This is a genomic window from Flagellimonas hymeniacidonis, assembly GCF_008040165.1.
GTDB lineage: Bacteria > Bacteroidota > Bacteroidia > Flavobacteriales > Flavobacteriaceae > Flagellimonas > Flagellimonas hymeniacidonis.
Window position 1 is genome coordinate 1611586 of the sequence record NZ_VRUR01000001.1, and the last position, 23508, is coordinate 1635093.

At 37.7% G+C, this 23508-nt stretch carries 14 protein-coding genes; 2 read left to right on the forward strand and 12 right to left on the reverse strand.

The genetic code is table 11. The annotated features are described in order from the left end of the window. Nucleotide 1 precedes the first annotated feature (1 nt). Both FVB32_RS07345 and FVB32_RS07350 read right to left on the reverse strand, forming a co-directional pair. A complete protein-coding gene (locus FVB32_RS07345) occupies nt 2–643 on the reverse strand; it encodes a hypothetical protein (protein WP_147742677.1) in 642 nt (213 codons plus the stop codon). A 99-nt stretch (nt 644–742) separates the two neighbouring features. After that, a complete protein-coding gene (locus FVB32_RS07350) occupies nt 743–1639 on the reverse strand; it encodes a metallophosphoesterase (RefSeq protein ID WP_147742678.1) in 897 nt (298 codons plus the stop codon). A gap of 115 nt (nt 1640–1754) precedes the next feature. Between FVB32_RS07350 and FVB32_RS07355 the strand changes: the two genes are divergently transcribed. After that, nucleotides 1755–4130, forward strand: coding sequence for a GAF domain-containing protein (locus tag FVB32_RS07355; protein WP_147742680.1), 2376 nt, complete (start codon nt 1755–1757; stop codon nt 4128–4130). A 10-nt stretch (nt 4131–4140) separates the two neighbouring features. Here the strand turns inward: FVB32_RS07355 and FVB32_RS07360 are convergent, their stop codons facing one another. Further along, complete coding sequence (locus FVB32_RS07360) at nt 4141–5331, reverse strand: Pycsar system effector family protein (protein WP_147743441.1); 1191 nt, start codon at nt 5329–5331, stop codon at nt 4141–4143. A 52-nt stretch (nt 5332–5383) separates the two neighbouring features. Between FVB32_RS07360 and FVB32_RS07365 the strand changes: the two genes are divergently transcribed. Beyond that, on the forward strand, nt 5384–9097 hold the full coding sequence (locus FVB32_RS07365) for a metallophosphoesterase (RefSeq protein ID WP_147742682.1): 3714 nt from the start codon (nt 5384–5386) through the stop codon (nt 9095–9097). Here the strand turns inward: FVB32_RS07365 and FVB32_RS07370 are convergent. The 9 genes from FVB32_RS07370 to FVB32_RS07410 all read right to left on the reverse strand — a co-directional run bounded on the left by FVB32_RS07370 (nt 9094) and on the right by FVB32_RS07410 (nt 23495). Further along, complete coding sequence (locus tag FVB32_RS07370) at nt 9094–9954, reverse strand: hypothetical protein (protein ID WP_187269518.1); 861 nt, start codon at nt 9952–9954, stop codon at nt 9094–9096. The genes FVB32_RS07365 and FVB32_RS07370 overlap by 4 nt on opposite strands. Beyond that, nucleotides 9947–10849 carry a GyrI-like domain-containing protein gene (locus FVB32_RS07375; protein WP_147742684.1) on the reverse strand — a complete coding sequence of 301 codons (903 nt, stop codon included), beginning with the start codon at nt 10847–10849 and terminating at the stop codon, nt 9947–9949. The genes FVB32_RS07370 and FVB32_RS07375 overlap by 8 nt, the downstream gene beginning before the upstream one ends. Nucleotides 10850–10881: 32 nt before the next feature. Continuing rightward, nucleotides 10882–12210 (reverse strand): vanadium-dependent haloperoxidase, encoded by a 1329-nt coding sequence (locus FVB32_RS07380; protein ID WP_147742686.1) that lies wholly within the window; start codon nt 12208–12210, stop codon nt 10882–10884. 12 nt (nt 12211–12222) lie between these two features. Beyond that, nucleotides 12223–15471 (reverse strand): VCBS repeat-containing protein, encoded by a 3249-nt coding sequence (locus tag FVB32_RS07385; RefSeq protein WP_147742688.1) that lies wholly within the window; start codon nt 15469–15471, stop codon nt 12223–12225. After that, nucleotides 15464–18772 (reverse strand): VCBS repeat-containing protein, encoded by a 3309-nt coding sequence (locus FVB32_RS07390; RefSeq protein WP_147742690.1) that lies wholly within the window; start codon nt 18770–18772, stop codon nt 15464–15466. Before FVB32_RS07390 ends, FVB32_RS07385 begins: the two co-directional genes overlap by 8 nt. Before the next feature lie 166 nt (nt 18773–18938). Further along, nucleotides 18939–19409 carry a monoheme cytochrome C gene (locus FVB32_RS07395; RefSeq protein WP_147742692.1) on the reverse strand — a complete coding sequence of 157 codons (471 nt, stop codon included), beginning with the start codon at nt 19407–19409 and terminating at the stop codon, nt 18939–18941. A gap of 2 nt (nt 19410–19411) precedes the next feature. Beyond that, nucleotides 19412–20635: a sulfite oxidase gene (locus FVB32_RS07400; RefSeq protein ID WP_147742694.1), complete on the reverse strand. Its 1224-nt coding sequence runs from the start codon at nt 20633–20635 to the stop codon at nt 19412–19414. A gap of 8 nt (nt 20636–20643) precedes the next feature. Then, entirely contained in the window at nt 20644–22188 is a 1545-nt protein-coding gene (locus FVB32_RS07405) for an SLC5 family protein (protein ID WP_147742696.1), read from the reverse strand. A gap of 149 nt (nt 22189–22337) precedes the next feature. After that, nucleotides 22338–23495: an LLM class flavin-dependent oxidoreductase gene (locus tag FVB32_RS07410; protein ID WP_147742698.1), complete on the reverse strand. Its 1158-nt coding sequence runs from the start codon at nt 23493–23495 to the stop codon at nt 22338–22340. Between the last annotated feature and the right edge of the window lie 13 nt (nt 23496–23508).

The window sequence follows — 23508 nt, forward strand, 5'->3', positions numbered from 1 at the left end:
TTTATTCCTCTTCTTTAACTACAATAAGACTCGCTTTGGAACCTGTAGAAAGATTCCAACGGTTATTGTGTATGACCTGGCCTTTTTCATCAGCTATTACAACTTGTGCTGTATTGGGACCAGATGATCCTTGGTTCAAAGCTTCAAAATCGAGACGGTTAAATCCTTTTACTAAATCAATATTAACCCCTTTAAAGGACCCGGACAGTAACATATTGTGCTCAATAACCTCTCCGTTGAGATATATTTTTACACGATCTCCATCTACATATTCATGATCTCTACAAACAATACCCACAAATTTGGCGGTAGTTTTTATATCACCTAAATATTGATCACCAAAATGTTCCTTGGAACCTTTTTTCTCTTTTTCTCCAACTTTGGGGTCTATTACCAAATCGTGACCAGCTTGTAGCAATTCTCTATCCGGTAGCATTTTTACACCTGGCTTATTATTTTTTGAAGTTAAATTCTCATCAATAACCGAAGGTATACGAAGTGAAGTCCCTTGATTTGAAGGTTTAATATCCAAGTTGTTCCGCTCTCCAACCTTAAGAGGTCTGGTAGTAGGGATATCGCCCTGGGCATTTATGTTTGAAAGTCCCAGCACAAAGCAGGAAAATAGAAAAACCAATTTTTTCATAGCAACTTGGTCGATTTGTTGTCCTAAAGTTAACAAATACCTTGCCAAGCATCTTATAAAACACTGTTAAATACCAGCTTATGGCTAAATGAAGGGATGTTAGTTATCTATGTAATCCACCAGTTTTTCAGGACCTTCCAACAAAATCCGGACTATTTGAAGTGTGCCATCTGGTTTTGTGGCGATTTGCCATTTGATCAATGAAATCTTACCATTTTCCACCTCAATACCTGTAATACTCCTTGGATGCACGCAACTGCCATCATTGAAAAATGGAATCTCACCAGGTTCTGGAAACCTCGGTCTATGGGTGTGCCCAGCTATTGTAATACGCAGGTTGTTCCCAACAATCCAGCGTTTAATTCGTCTTTCAATACGGATAAGTTCCTTATAATTTTTAGCTGGACTTGTTGGGTCGGCTATACCCACAACTTGCAATGGTTTCCATAGCACACGAACCAAAAAACGCCCAATACGCCAGCAAACGTAGTTCCACCAATCTGCTTGGTGTCCGTGCGTACAAAATAGTTCTTGGCCTGTATCACGATGCTTTAGTATGAGTGCTTCATGATAGGTAATGCCTTCAAAAAGCTCTTTGTCCGAATCGTCAATAGGTTCAAAATAACTGGAGAGGTGTTTGTCTACATAAGACTGGTCTCTATAAACCATATCATGGTTTCCCCATACCATGTAAAGCCTGTTTTCTAGATGAAATTGACTTAAAAGCTGATAAACGTTTTTATGGGCTTCAAAAATTGATTCGAAACTAAGATTTTCCCATAATTCATCGCCATCACCTAGTTCGCAATAGCGAAACCCCTCTCTATAGTAGTGATTTAGGGCATGGAAGTAAATGTTTCGGTTGTTGGCAAAATCATCTGCAAAGCTATTATCTCCTCGGTGGCAGTCGCTGAAAAATATGAACTTGTCCCTATCATCAAAAGCAACAATTCTTGCATTTTTGTAGGCACGATCTAGCCTGGTACGGGATGACATACTTCAAATTTTACCCAATATCCAAAAAATGCAGGTAAATCCATAAAGATTCTCTTAACAACTGTGCATTTTTTCTTTTTGTAACTTTACAGGCTCAACCTCGACTAAAATTTATATGAAGGAGAACGCCAATGCGGAAAGTCCTATGCTTCAATTTGTAAGTTTCAATAAATTATTGCAACATTATGATGAGCAGTTAAAAAGTAAGGACAAATATCTATCGGACAGAGCAAAATTTGTTTTGGATGCCGTCGCTCCTTTCCCAGAACTGAGAGAGGGTTTTAACGATGTTGAATTGTTAGAGAAGCACAAGGATGTTATTGGTATTATCTTGGCTGATACTTTTGCTCCAGTACTTACAAAGAACGAAATAAAGACGGCTTCCACTCCTTTTGAAAACTTGGTTTTTAATTCTTCAGAACGTTTTCAGAATATTTTAAAGGCAGCAGGCAAAGGATTTGAATTGGAAATCCGGAATATGCCTATGGATCTTAACTATATTATGAAGTGTACCGTAGTGCTAAGCTTTTACTACGGATTTAAAATGGACTTTAAACGTCCGCTTTTCTATGATATACCAGACGCCAATGGCGTAATGAGGCACTATAGAATCCTGTATAATGCAGATTTTATGGAGATTATACCCACAGAAAAGGCCAAGGAACTTACACAGGATGATGTTGATGAGCTTTTGGAAAATTTTGATAATCTAGACTTATGGAAGGAGAAAATTCCTCCAAACAGTTTTCTATCAAAAGGTTTCGTTATCTCCAATATGTTCGATGTTACTGCGGAGCATTCCATTTCTGGGATAAAATCTACATTAATTGGGAGCAATAAAAGAGGCACTGAAAATTTCATGGACAATTTTCAAGACACTTTCAGGTCACTTTTTAACCTTAAGAAAATAAACGTTGGTTTTACAGGATATGATGCCAATGCCAATAGGTTTTTAAAGATTTATGGAAAGGGTATAGAGAGTCATATTCTAAAGGGCAAAGAAACGGAATCCTGTGATGCCATGCTTTGCGGCTATTCTTATGATAAGTTGTTTAAGGACAATACCTATTTTGCCATTTCCAATGTAGAAAAATACTTTAAGAAATCTGAGGGCAAACAACAGCCCTATAAAAACCTACATGAGCAGGGCATAAAAAGTGCCATCTTAGCACCAATTGCCGATAATGGAGTATTGCTTGGTGTTTTAGAATTGGTCTCTGGGACAGTGAATGAACTTAACAGCGTCAATGCCAATAAGCTTGATGATGTGATGCCATTTATCGTTTCTGCAGTGCTAAGATCTATCGAGGAGGAGGAAAATCTTGTAGATGCTATTATCCAACATGAGTGCACCACGGTTCATTCATCAGTTTATTGGAAATTCCAAGAAGAAGCAAAGCGCTTTATGGCTGATGAATTGGTTGGAAATCATCCTGTTTTTAAAGAGATTGTATTTAAAGATGTCTATCCGCTGTATGGTCAAATAGACATAAAAGATTCTTCCAAAGAGCGCAATTTATCTATACAGCGAGACCTCATGATTCAGCTTTCTGAAATTAATGGTGTCTTGGAAGTTGCCGTAAAAAAATATAAACTCCCCATTTATGAGGAGCTTATGTTTAGGGTGAACGCCTATCTTGAAGAGGTAAGGGATGCACTGTATACCCATACGGAGCAAGCTGTTTTCGATTTTGTAAAAGAAGAAATTACACCGGTTTTCAATCATTTAAAAAAGGAAGATACTAAGCTTAAAGCATTGGTTGAGACCTATGAAGCTCAAATAGATCCTAGCACAGAATCTTACTATGACCATCGTCGCAATTATGATCAAAGTGTAATGGAAGCAAATATGGAACTGGCTGCTTTGTTGGACAAAAAACAAGTGGATGCCCAAGAAATGTTCCCACATTATTTTGAGCGTTACAAAACCGATGGCGTGGAACACAATATGTACATAGGGAGTTCTATTGCCAACGATAGAAACTTTGATGAACTTTACTTAAGTAATTTAAGATTGTGGCAGCTTCAGGTAATGTGCGATATGGAGAATAAGTATTATGCCCTTAAGCCCAAATTACCGGTTAAATTAGATGTAGCTTCTTTAGTTTTGGTGTATAGTACCTCTTTGGCAATTCGTTTTAGAATGGATGAAAAGCGATTCGATGTGGATGGCACTTACAATGCCAGATATGAAATTATTAAAAAACGCATCGATAAGTCATACATAAAAGGAACTAACGAAAGATTAACGCAGAAAGGAAAATTGGCCATTGTATACTCTCAAAGAAAGGATGAGAAAGAGTATATGCGTTATATAAAGTTCTTAAAAGCAAAGGGTTACTTTACCAACAATATTGAAATAGTTGAGCTCGAAGGGCTTCAGGGAGTGACCGGACTTAAAGCTATTAGAGCAGAAATTTTGTACAGGAAAGACACAAAATCTGAACGGACTTATACCTATGAGGATTTAATGGAAGAATTGAAGTCTTAACTTAGGGATGTTACAATCTAGCTGATCCCCCCAAAAAGTGAAATGATATTCCAAATGCAAGTACGGAAATTACAATACCCACAATAAAAATGGTGTAAGTCAACCGTAATATCTTGTATTTTCTATTCAAGACAAGTCCCAAAAAGTAAAGATCTTTTGTAAGTGAAGAATAGATATATTGGTTGTCCTTAATCAATTCTTGAATGGCCCATTCATAATCGTTTAAACTCATTTTGTGAAAGTTACCAAAAAACAAAAGGTTCACTTTTTTGTCTTCTACATCTTTTTTGGTAAACTGCCCGCTAGTAACGTTTGGCCTCGTTGCAAGTACCGCCAAAACCATGGATATCACACTAAAAGTTATAAATATAACCGTGGGGTAAATTAAATATGTGTTGGATGGATTGTCCAATTTTGGAATTAGGTTGGACAATGCCACAGAAATAATAATAGCATTTACCGATAATAGGATGTTGGCTTTGGTATCGGCAATATCACTCAGGGTCAAGTGGTTCTTTAGGGTTACCCTAAAAAGTGTCTGGATTCCCCGGTCTGGACTTTCACTTTTGTATTTAGCTTTTAACGCCTCTTTTTTGGCAATCTTCTTTTCCGTCTTTTTTTCTTTGACCAGTTGTTTTAGATTGCGCTCTTTGCCCTCATTCCAGTTTTCTTTGGCATAATCAGAATAATACTGGTGCTCGTCCCTAAACATTTTAATATTCTCATCTCGCCAAGCTTTGTTGGAAAAGTTTGCAATATTGAGAAGCTCAAGCTCTTCTTTCAAAAAATCTGTGGTCTCCCAATAACTTTTTTGCGCAAAGTGCGAAGCGTCTGCATCTCTTATAATTTGCTCTTTTAAGTCAACAGGTTCATGGTATCTTTTAGTGGCCAAAATACAAGAGCATATATCTTTAATAGCCTCAGGGGCATAGTTGTTTTTAGTAAGAAAATCTGAGGCTATTTTGCAACTATTCTCCTCATGGTCTTCTACTCCCTTTGTATAGCCTACATCATGAAACCAGGCCGAAAGCAATAACTTCTCATTTTCCAAATCTTCAAGATTATAAAAATTGAGCAATTCTTTAGTACTTTTAACCACACGTTGGGTATGCCGTAAATTGTGATATAAAAACTTTGGATCTAATTTATTTTCCAAAAGTTCTGTGACAAAATGTTCAGTTTTTTCAACAATTTCCGACATAATATTACTTTGAATCTCCAAAATACAAAATTTTGGAATCAACCTCATTGATATGAAAAAACATTACCTGTCAATCCTTTTATTGGTCATGGTTTCAAGCTGTGCCACATATGAAGCAAAGTATGATATCCCCTTTAATGGAAATACGGCATTGAACAACGAAGAAATTGAACATACCTTCTATCTTATTGGAGATGCGGGAAAATCTCCAATGGGAGACATGAATCCTGCACTTAAAAAATTTAAATCAAGATTGGAGGGTGCTAACAAAAACAGTACCGCTATTTTTTTAGGAGATAATATCTATCCAGCAGGTTTACCAGATAAGAAGGATTCTACCATAGCCTATATCAATGCAAAAAATGATTTGAACGCGCAATTAAAAACGTTGGTAGGGTTTCCTGGAAAAACTGTATTTATTCCTGGAAACCATGATTGGTATAATGAAGGATTAAAAGGACTTAAAAGACAAGAAGAATATATAGAGAAAGAACTGGATAGCAAGGAAGTTTTTTTTCCTGAAAATGGCTGCCCTTTGGAAAAAATTGAAATAACGGAGAACATAGTTGTTATTGCAATAGACACAGAATGGTATTTGGTCAACTGGGATAAGCACCCCACAATTAATGATGATTGCGAAATAAAAGATAGGGAAAGATTTTTTGAAGAATTAGAAAGTTTAATTAAGAAAAACAGGGATAAAACCGTAATTCTAGCAATGCATCACCCTATGTTTACCTATGGATCTCATGGGGGACAATTTTCATTTAGACAGCATATGTATCCAAGGTCTACGGGTAAAATACCCCTTCCAGGCCTTGGTTCTGTGATCAACCTTTTAAGGAAAACATCTGGAGCATCATTTGAGGATCAGTCAAATAAGATATACAATCGATTGAAAAATAGGATTGTAACACTTGCACAGTATTCAGAAAATGTAATTTTTACATCTGGACATGAGCATACACTGCAGTATATTGTAGAAAGGGGTATTCCCCAAATTGTTAGTGGTTCTGGGGCAAAAAAGGGAGCAACTCGATTATTGAACGGAAGTAAATTTTCTACTGGCCAAATGGGTTATGCCATTTTAAAGGTATATAAAGATGGTTCTTCTGGAGTGGATTTTTATGGGCTTGATGATAATGGAGCTGAAGATTTACTATATAGCTCAGTAGTGTTGACTTCAGATAAAAAGAAAGTAAGCCGCAATTACAGTGATACATTTCCTGCTGAAATGGAAGCGTCTATCTACACAGATGAAGAGATAGATAGAAGTGGTTTTTATAAATGGCTTTGGGGTGAGCGCTATAGAAAATATTATGCTACAAAAGTAAAAGCGCCAACAGTACGTTTGGACACTCTGTTTGGGGGGCTCAGCGTAGTAAGAAAAGGTGGGGGAAACCAATCCAACTCTTTAAGGCTTGAACATAAGGATGGTAGACAATTTGTAATGCGAGCACTTAGAAAAAGTGCAGAACGATATTTACAGGCAATCGCTTTTCAAGAACAATATATTATTGGGGATTTTGAGGATTCCTACACGGAAAAACTACTCATGGATTTTTATACTGGAGCCCATCCATATGCTCCTTTCACCATTGGGCCACTTTCTGATGCAGTGGGGATATATCATACCAATCCAAAATTGTATTACATCCCAAAACAAAATGCACTTGGAGATTATAATAGCGATTTTGGTGGCGAACTTTATATGATTGAAGAACATGTATCTGAAGGTCATGGTGCACTAGCAAGTTTTGGATACTCAAATAAGATTGAAAGCACGTATGATTTAATCAATAAATTGAGAGAGGATGAAGAGTATAGCATTGATAAAAATGAATACGCAAAAGCTCGCTTGTTTGATATGTTGATTGGCGATTGGGACCGACACGTAGATCAATGGCGTTGGTTGGAGTATGAAGATGCATCTGGCAAAAAGATTTTTAAACCATTTCCAAGAGATAGAGATCAGGCTTTTTCAATATGGGGAGATGGGGCATTAATGGCTTTTGCATCAAGAGCAGTTCCTTCTTTGCGGATTTTTGAAGGATTCAATGATGAGATACGAAGTGTAAAAGGGTTTAACTCATCACCGAGAACTTTTGCCTTGGATATGGCATTGCTTTCTGAAGCAGATATGGATGTATGGATAGAACAGGCAAAATTTATTCAGGAAAAAATAAATGAAGATGTTATTGACGAAGCGTTTTCCTCCTTCCCTGAAGAGGTAAATGATGAGACTATTTCCAACTTTAAAAAGACATTACTAAAAAGAAAACAAAACCTTGTGAATACAGCACAAGAGTACTTTAAGGTTATAAATAAATATAGTGTAGTTACCGGTACGGACAAGGATGATTATTTTAGTATCAATTCAGGGGGGAACGGAGGCGTACAAGTAAGAGGGTACCGAATAAAAGGTGGAGAAAAGAAGGATTTATTTTTTGAAAGAACTTATGATCCAGAATTTACAAAAGAAGTCTGGGTATACGGTTTAGATGATGATGATGTTTTTGATGTGAATGCAGAATCTTCTAAAATCAAAGTTAGAATTGTAGGCGGTCAAAATAATGACATATATAAGATTGCCGAAAAGTCCAAAAAAGTGCACACCTATGATTTTAAGACTAAAAAGAACACCTATGATGAAGCTTTTGGAGGGACTGTACATAACATAAATGATTACGATACCAATACCTATGAATTTCTCAAAATAAAAGCAAGTAACAATCAGTTTTTGCCAACCATAGGTTTTAATCCAGACGATGGTTTAAGAATAGGATTTACAAATACCTATACTTTTAATGGTTTCAGGCAAAATCCGTTTACGCAACAACATACCATTAATGCTGCCTATTACTTTGCCACTAATGGTTTTGATTTAGGGTATAATGGTGAGTTTGCCAATGTTTTCGAGAATGTCAATTTGGAGTTAAACGCGCACTTTACCAGCCCTAACTTTAGTATTAACTTTTTTGGCCTTGGTAACGAAACCCCAAATAACGACGATGAGCTTGAATTAGACTTTAACCGAGTGAAAATAGAGACGATTAAGTTTGCACCTTCTTTGGTATGGAGGGGATATTTAGGTTCAAAATTTCGATTGGGAGTGTCTTATGAAAACTATGATGTAGAAGAAACGGAAGGGCGTTTTATAGAAGGGTTTTTTACCGATGCTGGAAGGGATACCCAACAAGATTTCTTTGGAGTTGATGCAGAATATGGATATTCAAACACGGATAACGAGGCTTTTCCGACCATGGGGATGAGCTTTTCATTGCATGGTGGTTACAAAACAAATCTACAGGATTCAGATAGGGCGTTTGGATTTATTATTCCTAGCCTATCCATTGACCATCAGTTATGCTCCAATGGTAGATTGGTTTTGGCCACAAAACTAAAAGGGCATTTTAATATTGGAGACGATTTTGAATTTTATCAAGGAGCAAGTATAGGCGCAAACAATGGATTGAGAGGGTTTCGTTTCCAACGATTTACAGGAAAAACTGCGTATTTTCAAAACACAGATTTACGCTACAGCTTTAGAAAAAGACAAACAGGATTGTTGCCGGTTACCCCTGGTATTTTTGGAGGATTTGATTACGGACGCGTTTGGCTACCACAAGATTCTTCAGATATATGGCACACTTCCTATGGCGGCGGGTTTTTCTTGAATGGAGCAGATATTCTCTCGGCTAATTTTGGGTTCTTCAATAGTTCAGATGGACCCCGGTTTGCTTTTGGAGTAGGCTTTGGATTTTAATCTAAAGTATACGAATACAGGTTTCGACCTTTTGTTTTTGATTGTTCATCAATAATCAATACCGTATTATTATCCACAAAACAAATGGATTCTTGTTGAGTTCTATGCTTTACATCAATGGAACGAAGTGTTCCTTTGGTAAAATCATCTCCAGTAAAATCAGTGAACAGCCATATATAACCAGAACCTAAAAGCACTACCTTTTTACCATCGGGAGAGATGTCAGCGGCAGTAATGGAACAGGACTGTGGGTCTAAGCATGAAACGAACTTCCCTACCAGTTTTGCCGTATGTGACCCTTCTAGAGCAGGGATTTTATAAATAAAAGCCTTACCAGTATAAGGTCTAGTTCTATTTTTAGTAATGAGATAGAGGAATCCGTTTTGATAAAAGAATGCCTCACAATCGAACATTAATTTGGATTTTTTGGGAGGGAATTTTTTTTGTTCAGGATAGTGAAATGTTATTTTTTCTGCTTCAATTTTCTTTCCTGTTTCATTGTTTGGATTAGGAAGTTTATAGATTGAAAGATTTTTTCTGTCATTTGCATTATTGCCAAAATTTCCAATATAGATATTCCCTTTATCGTCGTTAGCCAAATCTTCCCAGTCGTCGTTTTTGGCATTTTTAACCTTGAATTCCTTGATTAATTTTCCCTCATTATTAATGGCATAAATATGGTCTTTGTTACCATTATCCTCAATTACCCATGATATTATGCTGTCCATGGAAGCAATTCCAGAAACTTCGCTGAGTTTTGATGGGAGCTTCCCCAAGTAAGTCAAATCCCCATAATAGGGCTTTTGGGCACAGCCTTGAAGAAAAATCAGAAGAAGTAAAAGTGTAACCCTACTCATCAGTGTTTTTTAGGGGCATAAATATTTCTGCTTTCCATTCCAGTTCATTTCCACCCATACTAGGGTTGTCATAAAACAATTCCACCGGCTTGTTTTCAAGTTCAATATTGTGCTTGCCCGCATAGTCCATTAATTTGTACCAAGCACGATCTGAGGTCATATAATTTCCATTGTATATTGCTTTTAAAGCTTTCATTCCACCGAATTCTTTGTACTTAATCTCGGTATGAAAGGGTAAAGAATCTGTTTTAACAATGGGGTAGCAAAAGTCATATACAATACTATCATTAGTCCGATTCCATTTTTTTATTTCAACAAAGGGTGTACCATTTACTTTTAGGTTATGTTGCTTTACAAAACCACTTAAAAATGGAAATTCCCGTATCATACCAAAAGCCTTTTCAGATTGAAGACCTTCAATGGTCAAATAAGCACAGTGAGTTGGCTTAAGCTCATCTTCACCAACAACTTTGACCTTAAACTTGTTAATATGGTCGTTTAAAAGGTGATTGAAATTTATAAGATTCTTTTTAGAACGTTTTTCTAACACCGTAGAAGTAAAAGGAATCATGATTTTGTTCATGAGACTGTGGCTTACATCCTTAATGCTCACTTTAACTTTTGAAGTAGAATCAGTGATTGGAATAATAGTCCAATTATAGTGTATTAAACTATCACCAAATTTAAGTTCTTGTTCTAGTTCTAAAAGGTTTTTCTGTTTAATAGATGTGTTAACCCCCATGCGCTTGTCCCAGTTTTTAATGGTTTGGTTTATGGCTCCTGGAAATGTATTGGCTGTAAAGGACACTAAATAGTCATTCGGCTTAATAAATAGATACCATACTAGCGCAATCGCTACTATTGGAATAACTACCAAAGAAATTTTCCGTTTCATCAGTATTCAAATATTATTTTAGGATTAAAGAATTATTGAACCATTTTTAGGTTATCCACCACAAACGCACCTAAACTTCGCCCTTGGTTTACACCAATGTCCACTGCGGCGCGATAATGTATCCCGCCATACATTCTGCTAATAGCAGCTTCATCCGATGCTTGGGTAAAAGAGGTGAACGAACGAACCGGCAACCCGTAAGGAACCTCGGTATTATCATCAAATGCAAAATTGTCTCCAAAAATGTCTGTTAAAACAGTAGCGGCAGCTCCTGAAACTACACTGTGGCCACTAGTATATTCTGGAAATGGAGGTGTTTGCAGTATTGGAGTCCAATTTTCATCAATATGCTCATTTATAAGCGTTTCTGGACGAATAAGATTACTTCTATATTTTTCATCCCAACAACTTATGAAAGCATCAGCCATGGCAATTGATGCTTTGGTATAGGCATAAATGGTTTTGTTGACATCTGCATTGGACTTTCTGCTTGCAATTTTCGTAATTCCAATCCAATGAGCGCCTGGGGTAATCTTTTTTGTAGCAAACATTAAATGACCTCTGGTAACCGAAACATAAGGGTTGCAGTCCCAAAACTGTGCAATTTCAACTTCTTCAGAGGTATCGCCTGCAGCTGTAATTTTGTTACTGATATCGTACACTTCTTGCAATTCTTTATAAAAATCGGAATCTTTTTCCATTGAAAATGGCGGAGGAGGAGTAGGTTTAAATTGACTGGCGGAATCAATCACAAAAGGTCTTATTTTGCTCCAATGTGGTTCTATTCCGGCCATATACGCTGGAGGGGTAGGTTGCCATCTAGACGGATTATCCGTATCCACGGTAAACTTGGGCATGGTTCGGGTTTGATTGTAGTTGTCCCCATTCATCCATTCCGTAATGTGCTCAGCAACTTCAAGACCGTAGGTCTTGGATTCCATGAATTCCTGCTCATTTTTTTCTTCCCAAAGGGTATAGAGGCTATCTCTATAGGCCTCAATTCTATCTTCGGAAAAAATTAGCCGTTTGCTTACTTCCATATGTGCAATCAATGCTGCCAATTCATGGTTTATTTTCTTTCCCTCAGCCAGAGCGGGAATAGGTTTTAAATCTTTTACCTGATTTGCCAAGGATAGGTATTCATTTTCTTGCGAAGCTATAATTTCGTACGCTGCCACATTTGGATAAGCAAAAATTCTACTGGCCACTGGCGGCGAAAAAATATCATGGATCATGACTTCCGTTACTTTATCTATGGCATTATGGAAGTCATCAGGAGAAATTGTTATAGGTTCATTTTCCTTTGCACAGGAAACAAATAGCACTGCAGATAGGAACAGTAAGCCGATACGTGCTTTCATTAGTTTGTAGTTTTAATTCAGTATTCTATAGGTTTGGGCTTTATCGTTATTTAGTGTTACCAGAAGATAAGTAGCTTTATCCAGCGTAATTACATTAAGATGTCGTACAGATTTCTGAGTAAGCTCTAAGCCCAAATCATCACCCAAAATTATACTATTTTGATTGTTTATCAATGCTCCTGGGAAAGAATCGAACCTGCCATGAAATGGAGTTACTCCAAAGTAATTCCCAGCTGCCAAAACTTCGTTGTCAGAATCACCATCAAAGTCATAAGATAAAAAAGAAGTTATTGGTGAAACCTGTAGTTGTGCGTTGAAGGGGACAAAAGTGTACTTTCCGTCCTCTTGTTGCAAATAGCCTGAGTGAAGTTCATGCACGGTCAATATTTCTGCCTTTTCCAGTGTTTTTTTATCAAAAAGTGCATCCATGGGTTTTCCAGCAAAATCCTTATATGCATTGAATTTTTTACGAAGCGAAACTAGCTGCCCAGAAAGTTCATCGAGGCCTAAAAGCGGATAATATTTTCCATTTTTTTCTGTGGTAACGATGGTTTCCGTGCTGCCATTGCCATCAAAATCCATAAAATATAACTTCATGGGGCTTTTTTGGGAGGCCCTAAACTTGGAATTGACGCCCCAATTACCCAGAAGGTAATCCGTATCTCCATCCCCATCAATGTCAAAAGGTTGAATTGCCTGCCAAAGTCCATTCAAATCATGGTGAAGTAGTCTAACCTCTTCAAAGCCAGTGTCGGAATTTTTATAGAATTTGGGTGACATCCATTCTCCAATAATAATTAAATCATCAGCACCGTCGTTGTCAAAATCGGTCCAAACGGCATCCGTAACCATTCCGGCATTTTGGAAAGGGGTATGCTCTACTATGGAAAAGTTGCCTCCATCATTTTTTAGCAAATAGGAATTAGGCGTTTCTCCAAACCTTGAAGTGACCACATTACCTCCAACAAAAAGGTCAATATCGCCATCTTTATCATAATCGTTTGCCTTGACCACAGAGGCATTTTCAAAATATTCAGGAAGATTGGATTTTATAAATGATGAATCTTTTTGCACAAAATAACCATCTAACAACCGATTAGATTTTCCATAGAAATCAGCACCTCCAGAGCCCAAAAATATGTCGTTCTTTCCGTCGCCATTAAAATCTTTTATCAATGCAATTATGTCTTCTTTAACGGAGTCGTTATGAATCGAATTGATCTTGCGTTCTACAAAAGAGGTGTCTTGTTGCATATAAATTTTAGATGGGTGGTATTTAGATCCGCCAAAGATTACATCTTCTTTTCCATCTCCGTTTAAATCCCCTGTAGCCGCAGCCGGACCTCTGTCTGAAACGCGATATGGAATGAGTTTCTCTCTGTTGAAATCAATATAATTGTCTTCAACATGCGTAAAATCCAAACCTAAATTGTCCTCTACGCTCTTAAAAAGTGGTTTTGTCTTGGGTTTGATGGATTGATAATCAAACAAAACGGGATTCGTTGGTTCAATTTTTAAGGTTTGATTTACAACAACATTTTTTACAGTTTGAAAGGACTTATCTGGCCAAATAATTTTTAAGGAGTCTATGGTTTGGGTCTTCCCATACCCAAAATGTAACATAGGCTCAGAACTTGATTGAAACCCTCTACTAGGATAAAGTTCCTTAAATTGTAAGGTGCCTTGATGATAGGAATAAACTTTTGTTCCAAGTCCAAAAGGGTTTTTCCCTTTATATTTAAATCGTATTTTTAGGTAATTGGATGTTTCATTGGTCTTGTTTTCATAAATAGTTGTTGGTCTATTTATATTATTGGTCACAATATCTAAATCTCCATCATTATCCAAATCCCCATATGCTGTAGCTCCAGAAATCAAGGTATCTTTAGTAATCCAGGTGGCTGATTTATTTTCAAATTGAAGGTCGTTGTTTCCTTTGAAGATGACATTGTTAATGGCTCCCGAAGGCATTAAGTCTAATGCTTTTTGATCCACCAATTTAGTATTGTCCAATTTTTTTTGAATCTGCTCATTGGATATAAAACGGATGTAGTCCAAATCATTTGGTCGCTTCGGAATTCCATTGGAAATGAACAAATCTTGTTCTCCATCTTGATTATAATCTCCAAAGAGAGCGCTCCAACTCCAGTCTGTGGCGGCAACACCACTCATTAAAGCAGTTTCCAAGTAATTACCACTAGGCTGATTTACATAGAGCATGTTACGGGTAAATTGGTAATGGTACCCATAACGCTGCGTTCGTAATCGCTGTACTTGAATGTTATCATCCCCTTCAGATGATTTTAGAGGAATCTCTTCTTCTGGAAGCATATCCAAGGAGATCAAATCAGGGAGTCCATCATGATTGATGTCTGCAACATCGCTACCCATTGAAAATCTGCTTGTATGGCCAAAATATTTTCGTAGGCTTTCGGTAAACGTACCGTCTCCATTGTTCAAATAATAGTAATCATCCTCGTGGAAGTCATTTCCAACATAAAGATCCGGATAGCCATCCAAATTAAAATCAGAAACAGCAATTCCCAACCCATACCCATTGATTCCTCCATAGATGCCCGCCTCGTCACTTACATCTGTAAATGTGTTTCCATCATTGCGTAAGAGCTTGTCACCGGTTTCATAATTTCTGGTATAGCGCAAGTCTACTCTGCCAAAGGATTCTTGGGTATGCACTGCATGATTAAGGAGGTAAAGGTCTAGATCGCCATCAAGGTCATAATCTAAAAATGTTGCAGAAGAACTATAGGAATCAAAATCCAGTCCATATTTAGAGGCACTTTCTGTAAAAGTACTATCTCCATTGTTGATGTAGAGTTCGTTAGCACCTTCAAATCCGTTAATGCCCACCACGGCACAAACATAAATATCCAAAAAGCCATCTCCGTTTATGTCCCCCATAACAGCTCCCGTGTTCCATGTGCTGTTTCCTTGAACTCCAGATTTTTCAGAGATATCCTCAAACTTCATCTCACCTTTGTTTAGGTATAGCGCATTTTTTACTTGATTTCCCGACAAGAAAATGTCTGGAAGACCATCGTTATTAATATCTCCGATGGAAACTCCTCCACCATTATAAAAATAGAGGTAGTCCAATATGTTCAAGTTATCTGACTCTGTAATTGTATTGGTGAATGAAATCCCTGTATCCTCGGCCAACGGGTTGGAAAAAAGCTCGCCTTCCTTTTTCCCACAACTGAAAAGAAGGAAACAGAAGAGGTATGATAAAATACGGTTAGTCATTTTCAATTTTTTCAAAAAATAAAGGAGAGGAATTGTTGATGCCAACAATGTAATGGTCCTGTTTGTTTATTATTATTTTTTCAATACTTCGTGCTGGTCCGGGAATGTTAATCTCAAAATCGTTATTCCATTGAAATCCATTCTCGACAAAACGCAAAAGTATGCCATGTGATGCGTCCATCCTACCTAACTGTGTGCTAATTTCATAGTTGTTGCCAACGGCAAGGATATCCAATAGCCCGTCATTATCAAAATCATCTACTAACATATCGTTAATGGTAGAAACCTGAGCCATCTGGGGTAATCTTATCTTTTTGAAAGTATTATTTCCTGTATTCTCAAAATAGCAGCTGGCAAGTTCATAAACCTTTTTTTGATTAGCTTCTTTAAGTTTTTCCGAGCCAAAGAGTTCCTCTAAAGAGGCTTGGGCAAAACTTTTATAAGAAAGGAATTCCTTGTTTAGAAATGGCATTTGCTTCACCAGTTCGTCTTTAGAAAGGAATGGGGTTTCCTTTTCATCGTAAAAATAGGTGACCAAGGGTTCAATGGCCCCATTATTGTCAAAGTCTTGATTGTAAAGTGTGATGGGTCCCTTTAGCGAAGCCTTAAGCTTGCTGTTTGTGCCCCAATTGCCGGCAACCAAATCCAAATCTCCATCTTTATCAAAATCCTCGGCAATTACCGAATTCCAAAATCCATGTGTTTGGTCCAGACCATTATCCGAAATCAAATTCAAGGTTTTTCCATTGTTCATGAAGATAGAAATAGGCATCCAGTCTCCTACTACGATAAGATCTTCGAATCCATTTTTATCCAGGTCCTTCCAGAGCATGTCTTTTACATTACCTAAGGATTTAAGCGCTAAACAGAACGTTGAGGTAACGTCCTTGAAATCACCTTTTCCATTATTTTGAAAAAGGTATTGTTCGGAGGTGGCTCCAAATTGTTGTGGAATTTGGTCAGATGCAATACTGATATCCATGTCCCCGTCATTATCAAAATCCACTACTTTAACTTTTGAAGCATTAAGTTCCAATCCTTTAAAAGCTTCTGGATTAAATGTAAACTTCCCATTTATGTTAAGGTAAAGTCTGGGTTGTATTCTATTGGAATTTTTAAACTCATTTCCGGCACTAACCACGATTAAATCTTGGAAACCGCTTCCATTAGCGTCAAAAAAAACATGGGACACATCTTCATTAAATGAATGGTCAGAAAACACGGCATCCTGTTCCCTTACAAATGTCCCATCAGGGTTTTGTACGAAAAGCTGTGATGCTTGGCCCTTTGCTCCAGAGATAAAAATATCTTGAAGGCTGTCGTTGTTGATGTCGGTCACCGAGATGGAAGGCCCCTCATTGGTATTGGCAAAGGGAACCAAAGGATTTCTATCGAATTCTACGGTTGGTTGCTCCTTATGTCTAAAGTGGATTATACTGTCTTTTTGAATAAAAAGCGTCGGTTTGCTTCCAATTCTGTCGGTGTAAAAATTGCCATTGGAATTCTGTACATCGACTTCAATTTTTCCCTTATCCACGGTTTTTAGCACTTGATATTTACCTCCTGGCCATATCACGATAAGGGAGTCTAAAATGGAATCTTTGCCAATTCCTAAATGCATTTTATTGGACACTGCGGATAAATAACCTTTGGTGGCAAATTGTTCCTGGGTAAAGGTTTTTTTTGCCGAATGTGCAATTATTTTGGCACCTATACCAAAAGGATTGTTCTTAGCCCCTTTAAAGCTTACCGTAATAGCGTTTTGATTAGGATTCTGTGAAGAAAGGGTATTTTCGAGAATAAAAGCTTCGGTGTTAACGTTGTTCACTACAAGGTCTAGATCCCCATCATTGTCCAAATCTGCATATGCGCACCCATTGCTATATGAATTTTCTTTTTGCAACCATGAATCCGTAACATTTTGAAAAGAAAGGTCTCCATTATTTTTGAAGAAATAGTTGGGCACTTTCTTTTCTGGAAGCTCTTTTATAAATGCCATTTCTTTTTGGGACATTCCTTCCTCAATTTGTTTTTGGATTTTGTCGTTCGCAATAAAACTGATAAAATCCATGTCATTTGTAGCCCCTTTTATGCCATTGGAAATAAACACATCTTTAAGACCGTCGTTATCAAAATCAGCTAAAAGAGTCCCCCAAGACCATTCTGATGCCGAAATACCACTCAAGGAGGCTATTTCACTAAAATGAGCATTCCCCAAGTTCAAGTGCAGCGTGTTCTGCATATATTGTGGGGCAAATCCGTTTTTCAAGTATTGTTGATATACTGGATATGGATATTCCAAGCCAGAAGTTTTGTAGGTCTCAAGATTTTCGGGCAACATATCTAAAGAAATAATATCTGTAAGCCCATCATTGTTGATGTCTGCAATATCGTTACCCATAGAAAAATGGGAGGTATGGCCTAAACTGGAATCATCTTTCGAAATAATTTCATTGAACGTTCCATCTTTTTGGTTGATGTAGAGATAATCATTTTCAAAAAAATCATTGCCTACATATATGTCGGGATAACCGTCATTGTTTACGTCACTTATTGCCAACCCTAGGCCATATCCTATGGAGCCTTGAAAAATCCCAGCTTCAGCTGAAGCATTAACAAAGTTTCCAGCATCATTTCTGAATAAAATATCGCCAGACAAAGAATCTTTTTGCATTCTTTTTATACCCTTTCCGTAGGATCTATTGGGATTTACGGAATGATTGAGCAGGTACATATCCAGATCACCGTCAAGATCATAATCAAAAAAAGCTGCCTGTGTTGAAAATCCTGAAAAATTAAGATTGTACTTTGATGCTTCCTCCTTAAAGCTTGGTATTCCTTCTTTGCTTACTCCTTGATTAACATAGAGCAAGTTCGCTCCTTTTAAGCTTTTGTAGTTTCCAACTTTGCAGACGTATATATCCAGTAACCCATCATTGTTGATATCCACATGGGTTACTCCCGTAGTCCATCCATCGGCGTTATCGATCTTGGCTGTTTCGGTAATATCTTTAAAAGTAAAATTTCCTTTGTTCAAGTAAAGTTTGTCTGGCCCTTGATTTGCTGTAAAATAAAGATCTACCAACCCATCACCGCTAAAATCGGCAGAGGCTACACCAGCGCCGTTGTAATAATACAAATAGGTTAAAATGTTAAGTTCTGGAGTATCCTTAAGTTCATTTTTAAAGCTTATGCCTGTACGTGTCGCAGCATGTTTTATAAAAAGACTTTCCGCATTATTTTTTGTACAACCAGCAGTAAGTAGAATAACTCCAAAGAAAATCTTGTAGATGCTTCTCATTTCATCAAAATAGGGGGAAAGATAACCATTCCCATAAAAACAATAAAAGCACAATTAGTTAATGTTTTACCGAAAAACATGCATCACATTTTATGAATTCCATAGTAAGATGTTGATTGTTGTATCGGCAAACAAACCAATGTATTTATGTTCAAAAATCCCGCAGCTAATTAGCAGGTAAGGTGTACCACTCAATGTCTGTCAAAACCTCACGCCTACCTTTTTTCTGAGGAGCATAATTTGTGGCAAGGTAATTTACAATTAACTCTTCTTGGTCTCCTAGATCCCATAAATTCTGGGTCTCTTGCATCCATCTAATTGTTGCTACCCAACCTTCCTCGGTCATCCTATTTTGTGTGACCAATTTGGCTGAATGACAATTTGTGCAATTCTGAATGACTTCGGTTAATCCTTCTCCATCCACAAAACCGGTAGCCAGATGAATCCCATTTTCAATTTTACCATCAACTTCTGGAACGGCAATGATTGAAGTTTCTTCTGGGCTGTTTTTGAAAGCGGATGGATGTAAAGCAATGTATATAAAGAGAAAAACAGAAATAGTAATGATGCCAAAAGCTGCTATCAACTTATGGTAAAGTTTTCGAACCTGTTGCTTGAATTCTTTTTGGGAAGACATGACTAAACAACCTTAATTGCGATGCGGTGGCAGGCATTATTCAGATATCCTTTTGGGTTCCATCCCGGTAAAAGCATGGGTTGGCCTGTACCTTTTGAGTCGGTAGCCCTTGCCCAAACCTCATAATAGCCTTTTTTTGGAAAATCACTGATTTTAGCTGTGAAATGCTGCCAAGCTAGTCGATTGACAGGTTTTTCAACTGGACATGCTGTCCATGTAGCTCCAAAATCTATGGAGTATTCCATTTTTGAAACCTCCAATTCACCTGCCCACGCATGCCCTCTAATATTCAAAGACTGTCCTTCTTTGATCATAGCACCAGATTTTGGATAGGTAATCAGGGATTTTACAGGCATAGATTCTATAATGCACATATTCTCATCCGCAACTTTTTCTCCCGGGGCGACTGGTTCACAGGGAACACGGTACGAAGTGCCAGTCATTTTTGCGCCATCGTGAACTTTGTTTCTGATGCTGATTCTATTTATCCATTTTCCCGAAGTGGATGCTGGCCAACCGCCAGAAACTAATCTTAGCGGATATCCATGGGCCACTGGAATATCTTCACCATTCATTTTAAATGCCAATAGTGTTTCATCTTGCAAGGCTTTCGCCATGGGAACCCCTCTGGAGATTGGTTCCTTTTCAGGATTTCTGCTTAAATGTATGTCAGCCGCATGATAGCCAATGTAGACTGCATCACTTTTAATACCGGCATCTTTTAGCACATCTTTTAATCTAACTCCTGTCCAATTGGCACAAGATACGGCACCAATTGTCCATTGATTTCCCTTTGCGGGAGGATTGAATTCACTACGGCCATTTCCTCCGCATTCCAATGTAAGTTGATAGGTATATTGTTGAAATTTGGATTTTAATTCGGATAAAGAGTAGGTTTTACTTTTTTGCACGGATTCGCCATCAATGGTCAACGACCAATTACTTGCATCTAAATTCTCTGGAATGAGTCCGTTATTTCTAATAAACATGAATTTATTAGGGGTGACTTTATCATCTAAGAGGTGTGCCTTAGCCTCGATATTCCAAGGTTTGGTATTAAGCACCGTCATCCCCGTGTCTTTATTAAAAAGCTTAAAAGGATCTGGGTCTTGAAGTGCTAAGGGTTGGTATCCTGAAGGAATCCTATGGCCAAAGACTATTTCGGTTCCTAGTAAAGCACTAAAAGTACCCAAGGTTCCCTTACTAATGAAACTACGTCTTTTCATTATCTATTTTAGTGAAATATAATGTGTAAAGCAACTAATGACAATGCCATACCAATACCTGCTTTGGCCAACATGGGGGACGCGGGTTCTGGCTTTAATTTGTCTTTTATGAAACCGGTTCGTGATCCTAACCAGATAATTACGAATCCGATAATAATAACCCACATGGCTCTAACAAAGTAGTTCATCTCTGGGAAATATTCTAAAAAGAAAAATTGTAATGGAATCGTGGCTGCAAATCCGAGCAAAGCAACACGATGTTTTGGAAAAGCAAGAAAGGCTGCAGCACTAATCAATACCACAATACCACAATTAATAAAATACCTTAATTGATTAAGCTGATGTGTAAAGGCTGCTCCTGGATCTTGGAACTTCAAGTAAAGCAATACAACACCTATGATTGAACCAGAAATAAAGGCTATTAAAATCGCCCTTTTTCCAGATTTAACAACTTGCTGATCAGATGCATTTTTATTTACATATACTCTATAGATATCAATAGACCATAAAGTAGCTAACGAGTTAAATGTAGAATCCACAGTACTCATCAATGAGGCAAATAAAGCACATAAAATAAGGCCTTTAACGCCAACTGGAAGATATGTATTTACTAAATATGGAAAAGCAGCATCTGGCTCTGGCAACCCATTTTCTCCTAAAATACCTACTAATGCTATACCCGGAAGTATGATGATAGCAGCCATAAAATACTTCATTAATCCACCAACCATTAGACCAATTTGAACATCTTTTAAACTTTTTGCGGCCAGAGAGCGCTGCACTACGGACTGGTTTGCACACCAATAATTGATATTCAATAAGAAAGCGCCAAAAATATGTGTCCATGGCAATGTATCATGGTCTGCAGGTAAATGCAAGTGCATCAAGTCGCCAGTTTTTGTGTATAACTCAGACCAACCTCCAAGATGATGAATCGCAATAAATAAGACGACAACACCACCAGTTAGAAGAATTGCAAACTGAATCACATCGGTTCGTACCACAGCTGCCAACCCACCAAAATAGGTGTAGGTAGCTGAGAAAAGGCCTAGAAAAACAATTAGAATTGCTATTCTCATCAATCGGTCCTGGTGAATAAAGGAGAGGAAATCCCCAAAGACCAAATCTACCGAATAGGCACCCCAAAATAATGCTGCACCAAGTGTAATGGTAGAAAATAAGAGGATGTTTGAAGCTGAATATAGTAAGGCAACCGTTTTACCCAATCTGGTTTTAATAAACTGGGTAATGGTAATGATCTTCTCTCTCAAATACATGGGAACGAAGATGAATGCTGCTAAAAGTAAGCCTTGAATTGCATTGATTTCAAAATTAGCCTGCGCCAAACCGTATAGATAGGCGGAACCCATAAAACCTAGGAATTGATACCCCTGAACATTTGTGGCAATAGTGGAAAAGGCGATGGAAGGCCATCTTAGGTTTCTGCCACTTAAAAAATATTCCTCTGTTGTTGCTTCTTTTGAAGTTCGTCCTGTAATCGCGGTTACGAATACAATAATAAAATAGGCGCTAACAATTAGTAAATCAATCATAGACTATGCAATTAAATGAGTTAATTCCATAGCACTAAATTCCAAGTAACAATCAAACATAATTGGTTTGGTTTATAATGGTTGGTTATGGAACAATTCTTAATTATGTAATATACTATTTTGTTTCCAAAATTGGCGCCTTGGAACCTCTAAATACGTATTCCAGCCCCTAAGGGACTCATAGGTTCTTCCTCAGAAACTTTTCCTTGAGCCACAGGCATTGAAAATGTCTTTAGGCGAGGTAAAACCAATTTTGCAAAACGTTCACATTCTTCTTTATGTGGATATCCTGAGAAAATAAAAGCGCGTATTCCCATATCCATATATCGGTTTAATTTTTCAACAATTTGATCGGGATTACCAACCAAAGCTGCGCCACATCCAGAGCGACCACGCCCTATTCCAGTCCACATATTAGGTTCTACATACCCATCATCTTCAGAAATTTTACGCATTTCGGCCTGTCTGCTTACGCCATAAGACTTGGCGTCCAATGCTCTTTCGCGCATTTCCTTGCCTTGCTCAACGCCCAGTTTGGATACTATACTGTCTGCATATGCTCTTGCTTCTTCTTCGGTTTCTCTTACAACCACATGTACTCTAAGACCAAAATCAACTTTTCTGCCATAACTTGCTGCTTTGGCACTCATGTTTTCCATTAGTTTTTTAAGGTTCCCTTCGGTTTCTGGCCACATAAGGTAAACATCACAGTGCTCTGCACATAGGTCTACTGCAGCTGGGGAGTATCCTCCAAAGTACAATAACGGACCACCTTTTTGATATGGTTTTCCGGGCAAAGAAGGTAACTTCATATTATAAAACTGACCTTGATGGTCTATTTCATCTTGAGTCCAAGCTTGTTTTAAAATCTCTATTACTTCCCTTGACCTTTGGTAGCGATCTTCTGATGACATTTCTTCTCCTGGTAAAGGGGATGAAATAATATTGATAACGAACCTCCCTTTTAAGATGTGGTCTATAGTAGTTAAGGTTCTGGCCAACATGGGAGGGTGGATTTCACCACAACGTACCGCTGCAAGCAAATTGATTTGCTTAGTCATTGGACCAACGGCGGCAACAAAGGGCAAAGTGTCTTGGCCTACTTGATAAGAGGACGGGCACAAAATGTTTCGAAAGCCATTTTTGTCGGCTGTAAGCAATATTTCTGATGCGTTTTCAAAAGTACTTTTGTAGTCCATGTTTCGCTCCCCTAAATACCGGTCGTCACCGTTACAAATGGGTGCGAACCAAGATACTTCTGCACCTTCCAAATGTGGAGATCTAATTTCTATTTTGGAATTTTCCATTTCTTTTTCTTTA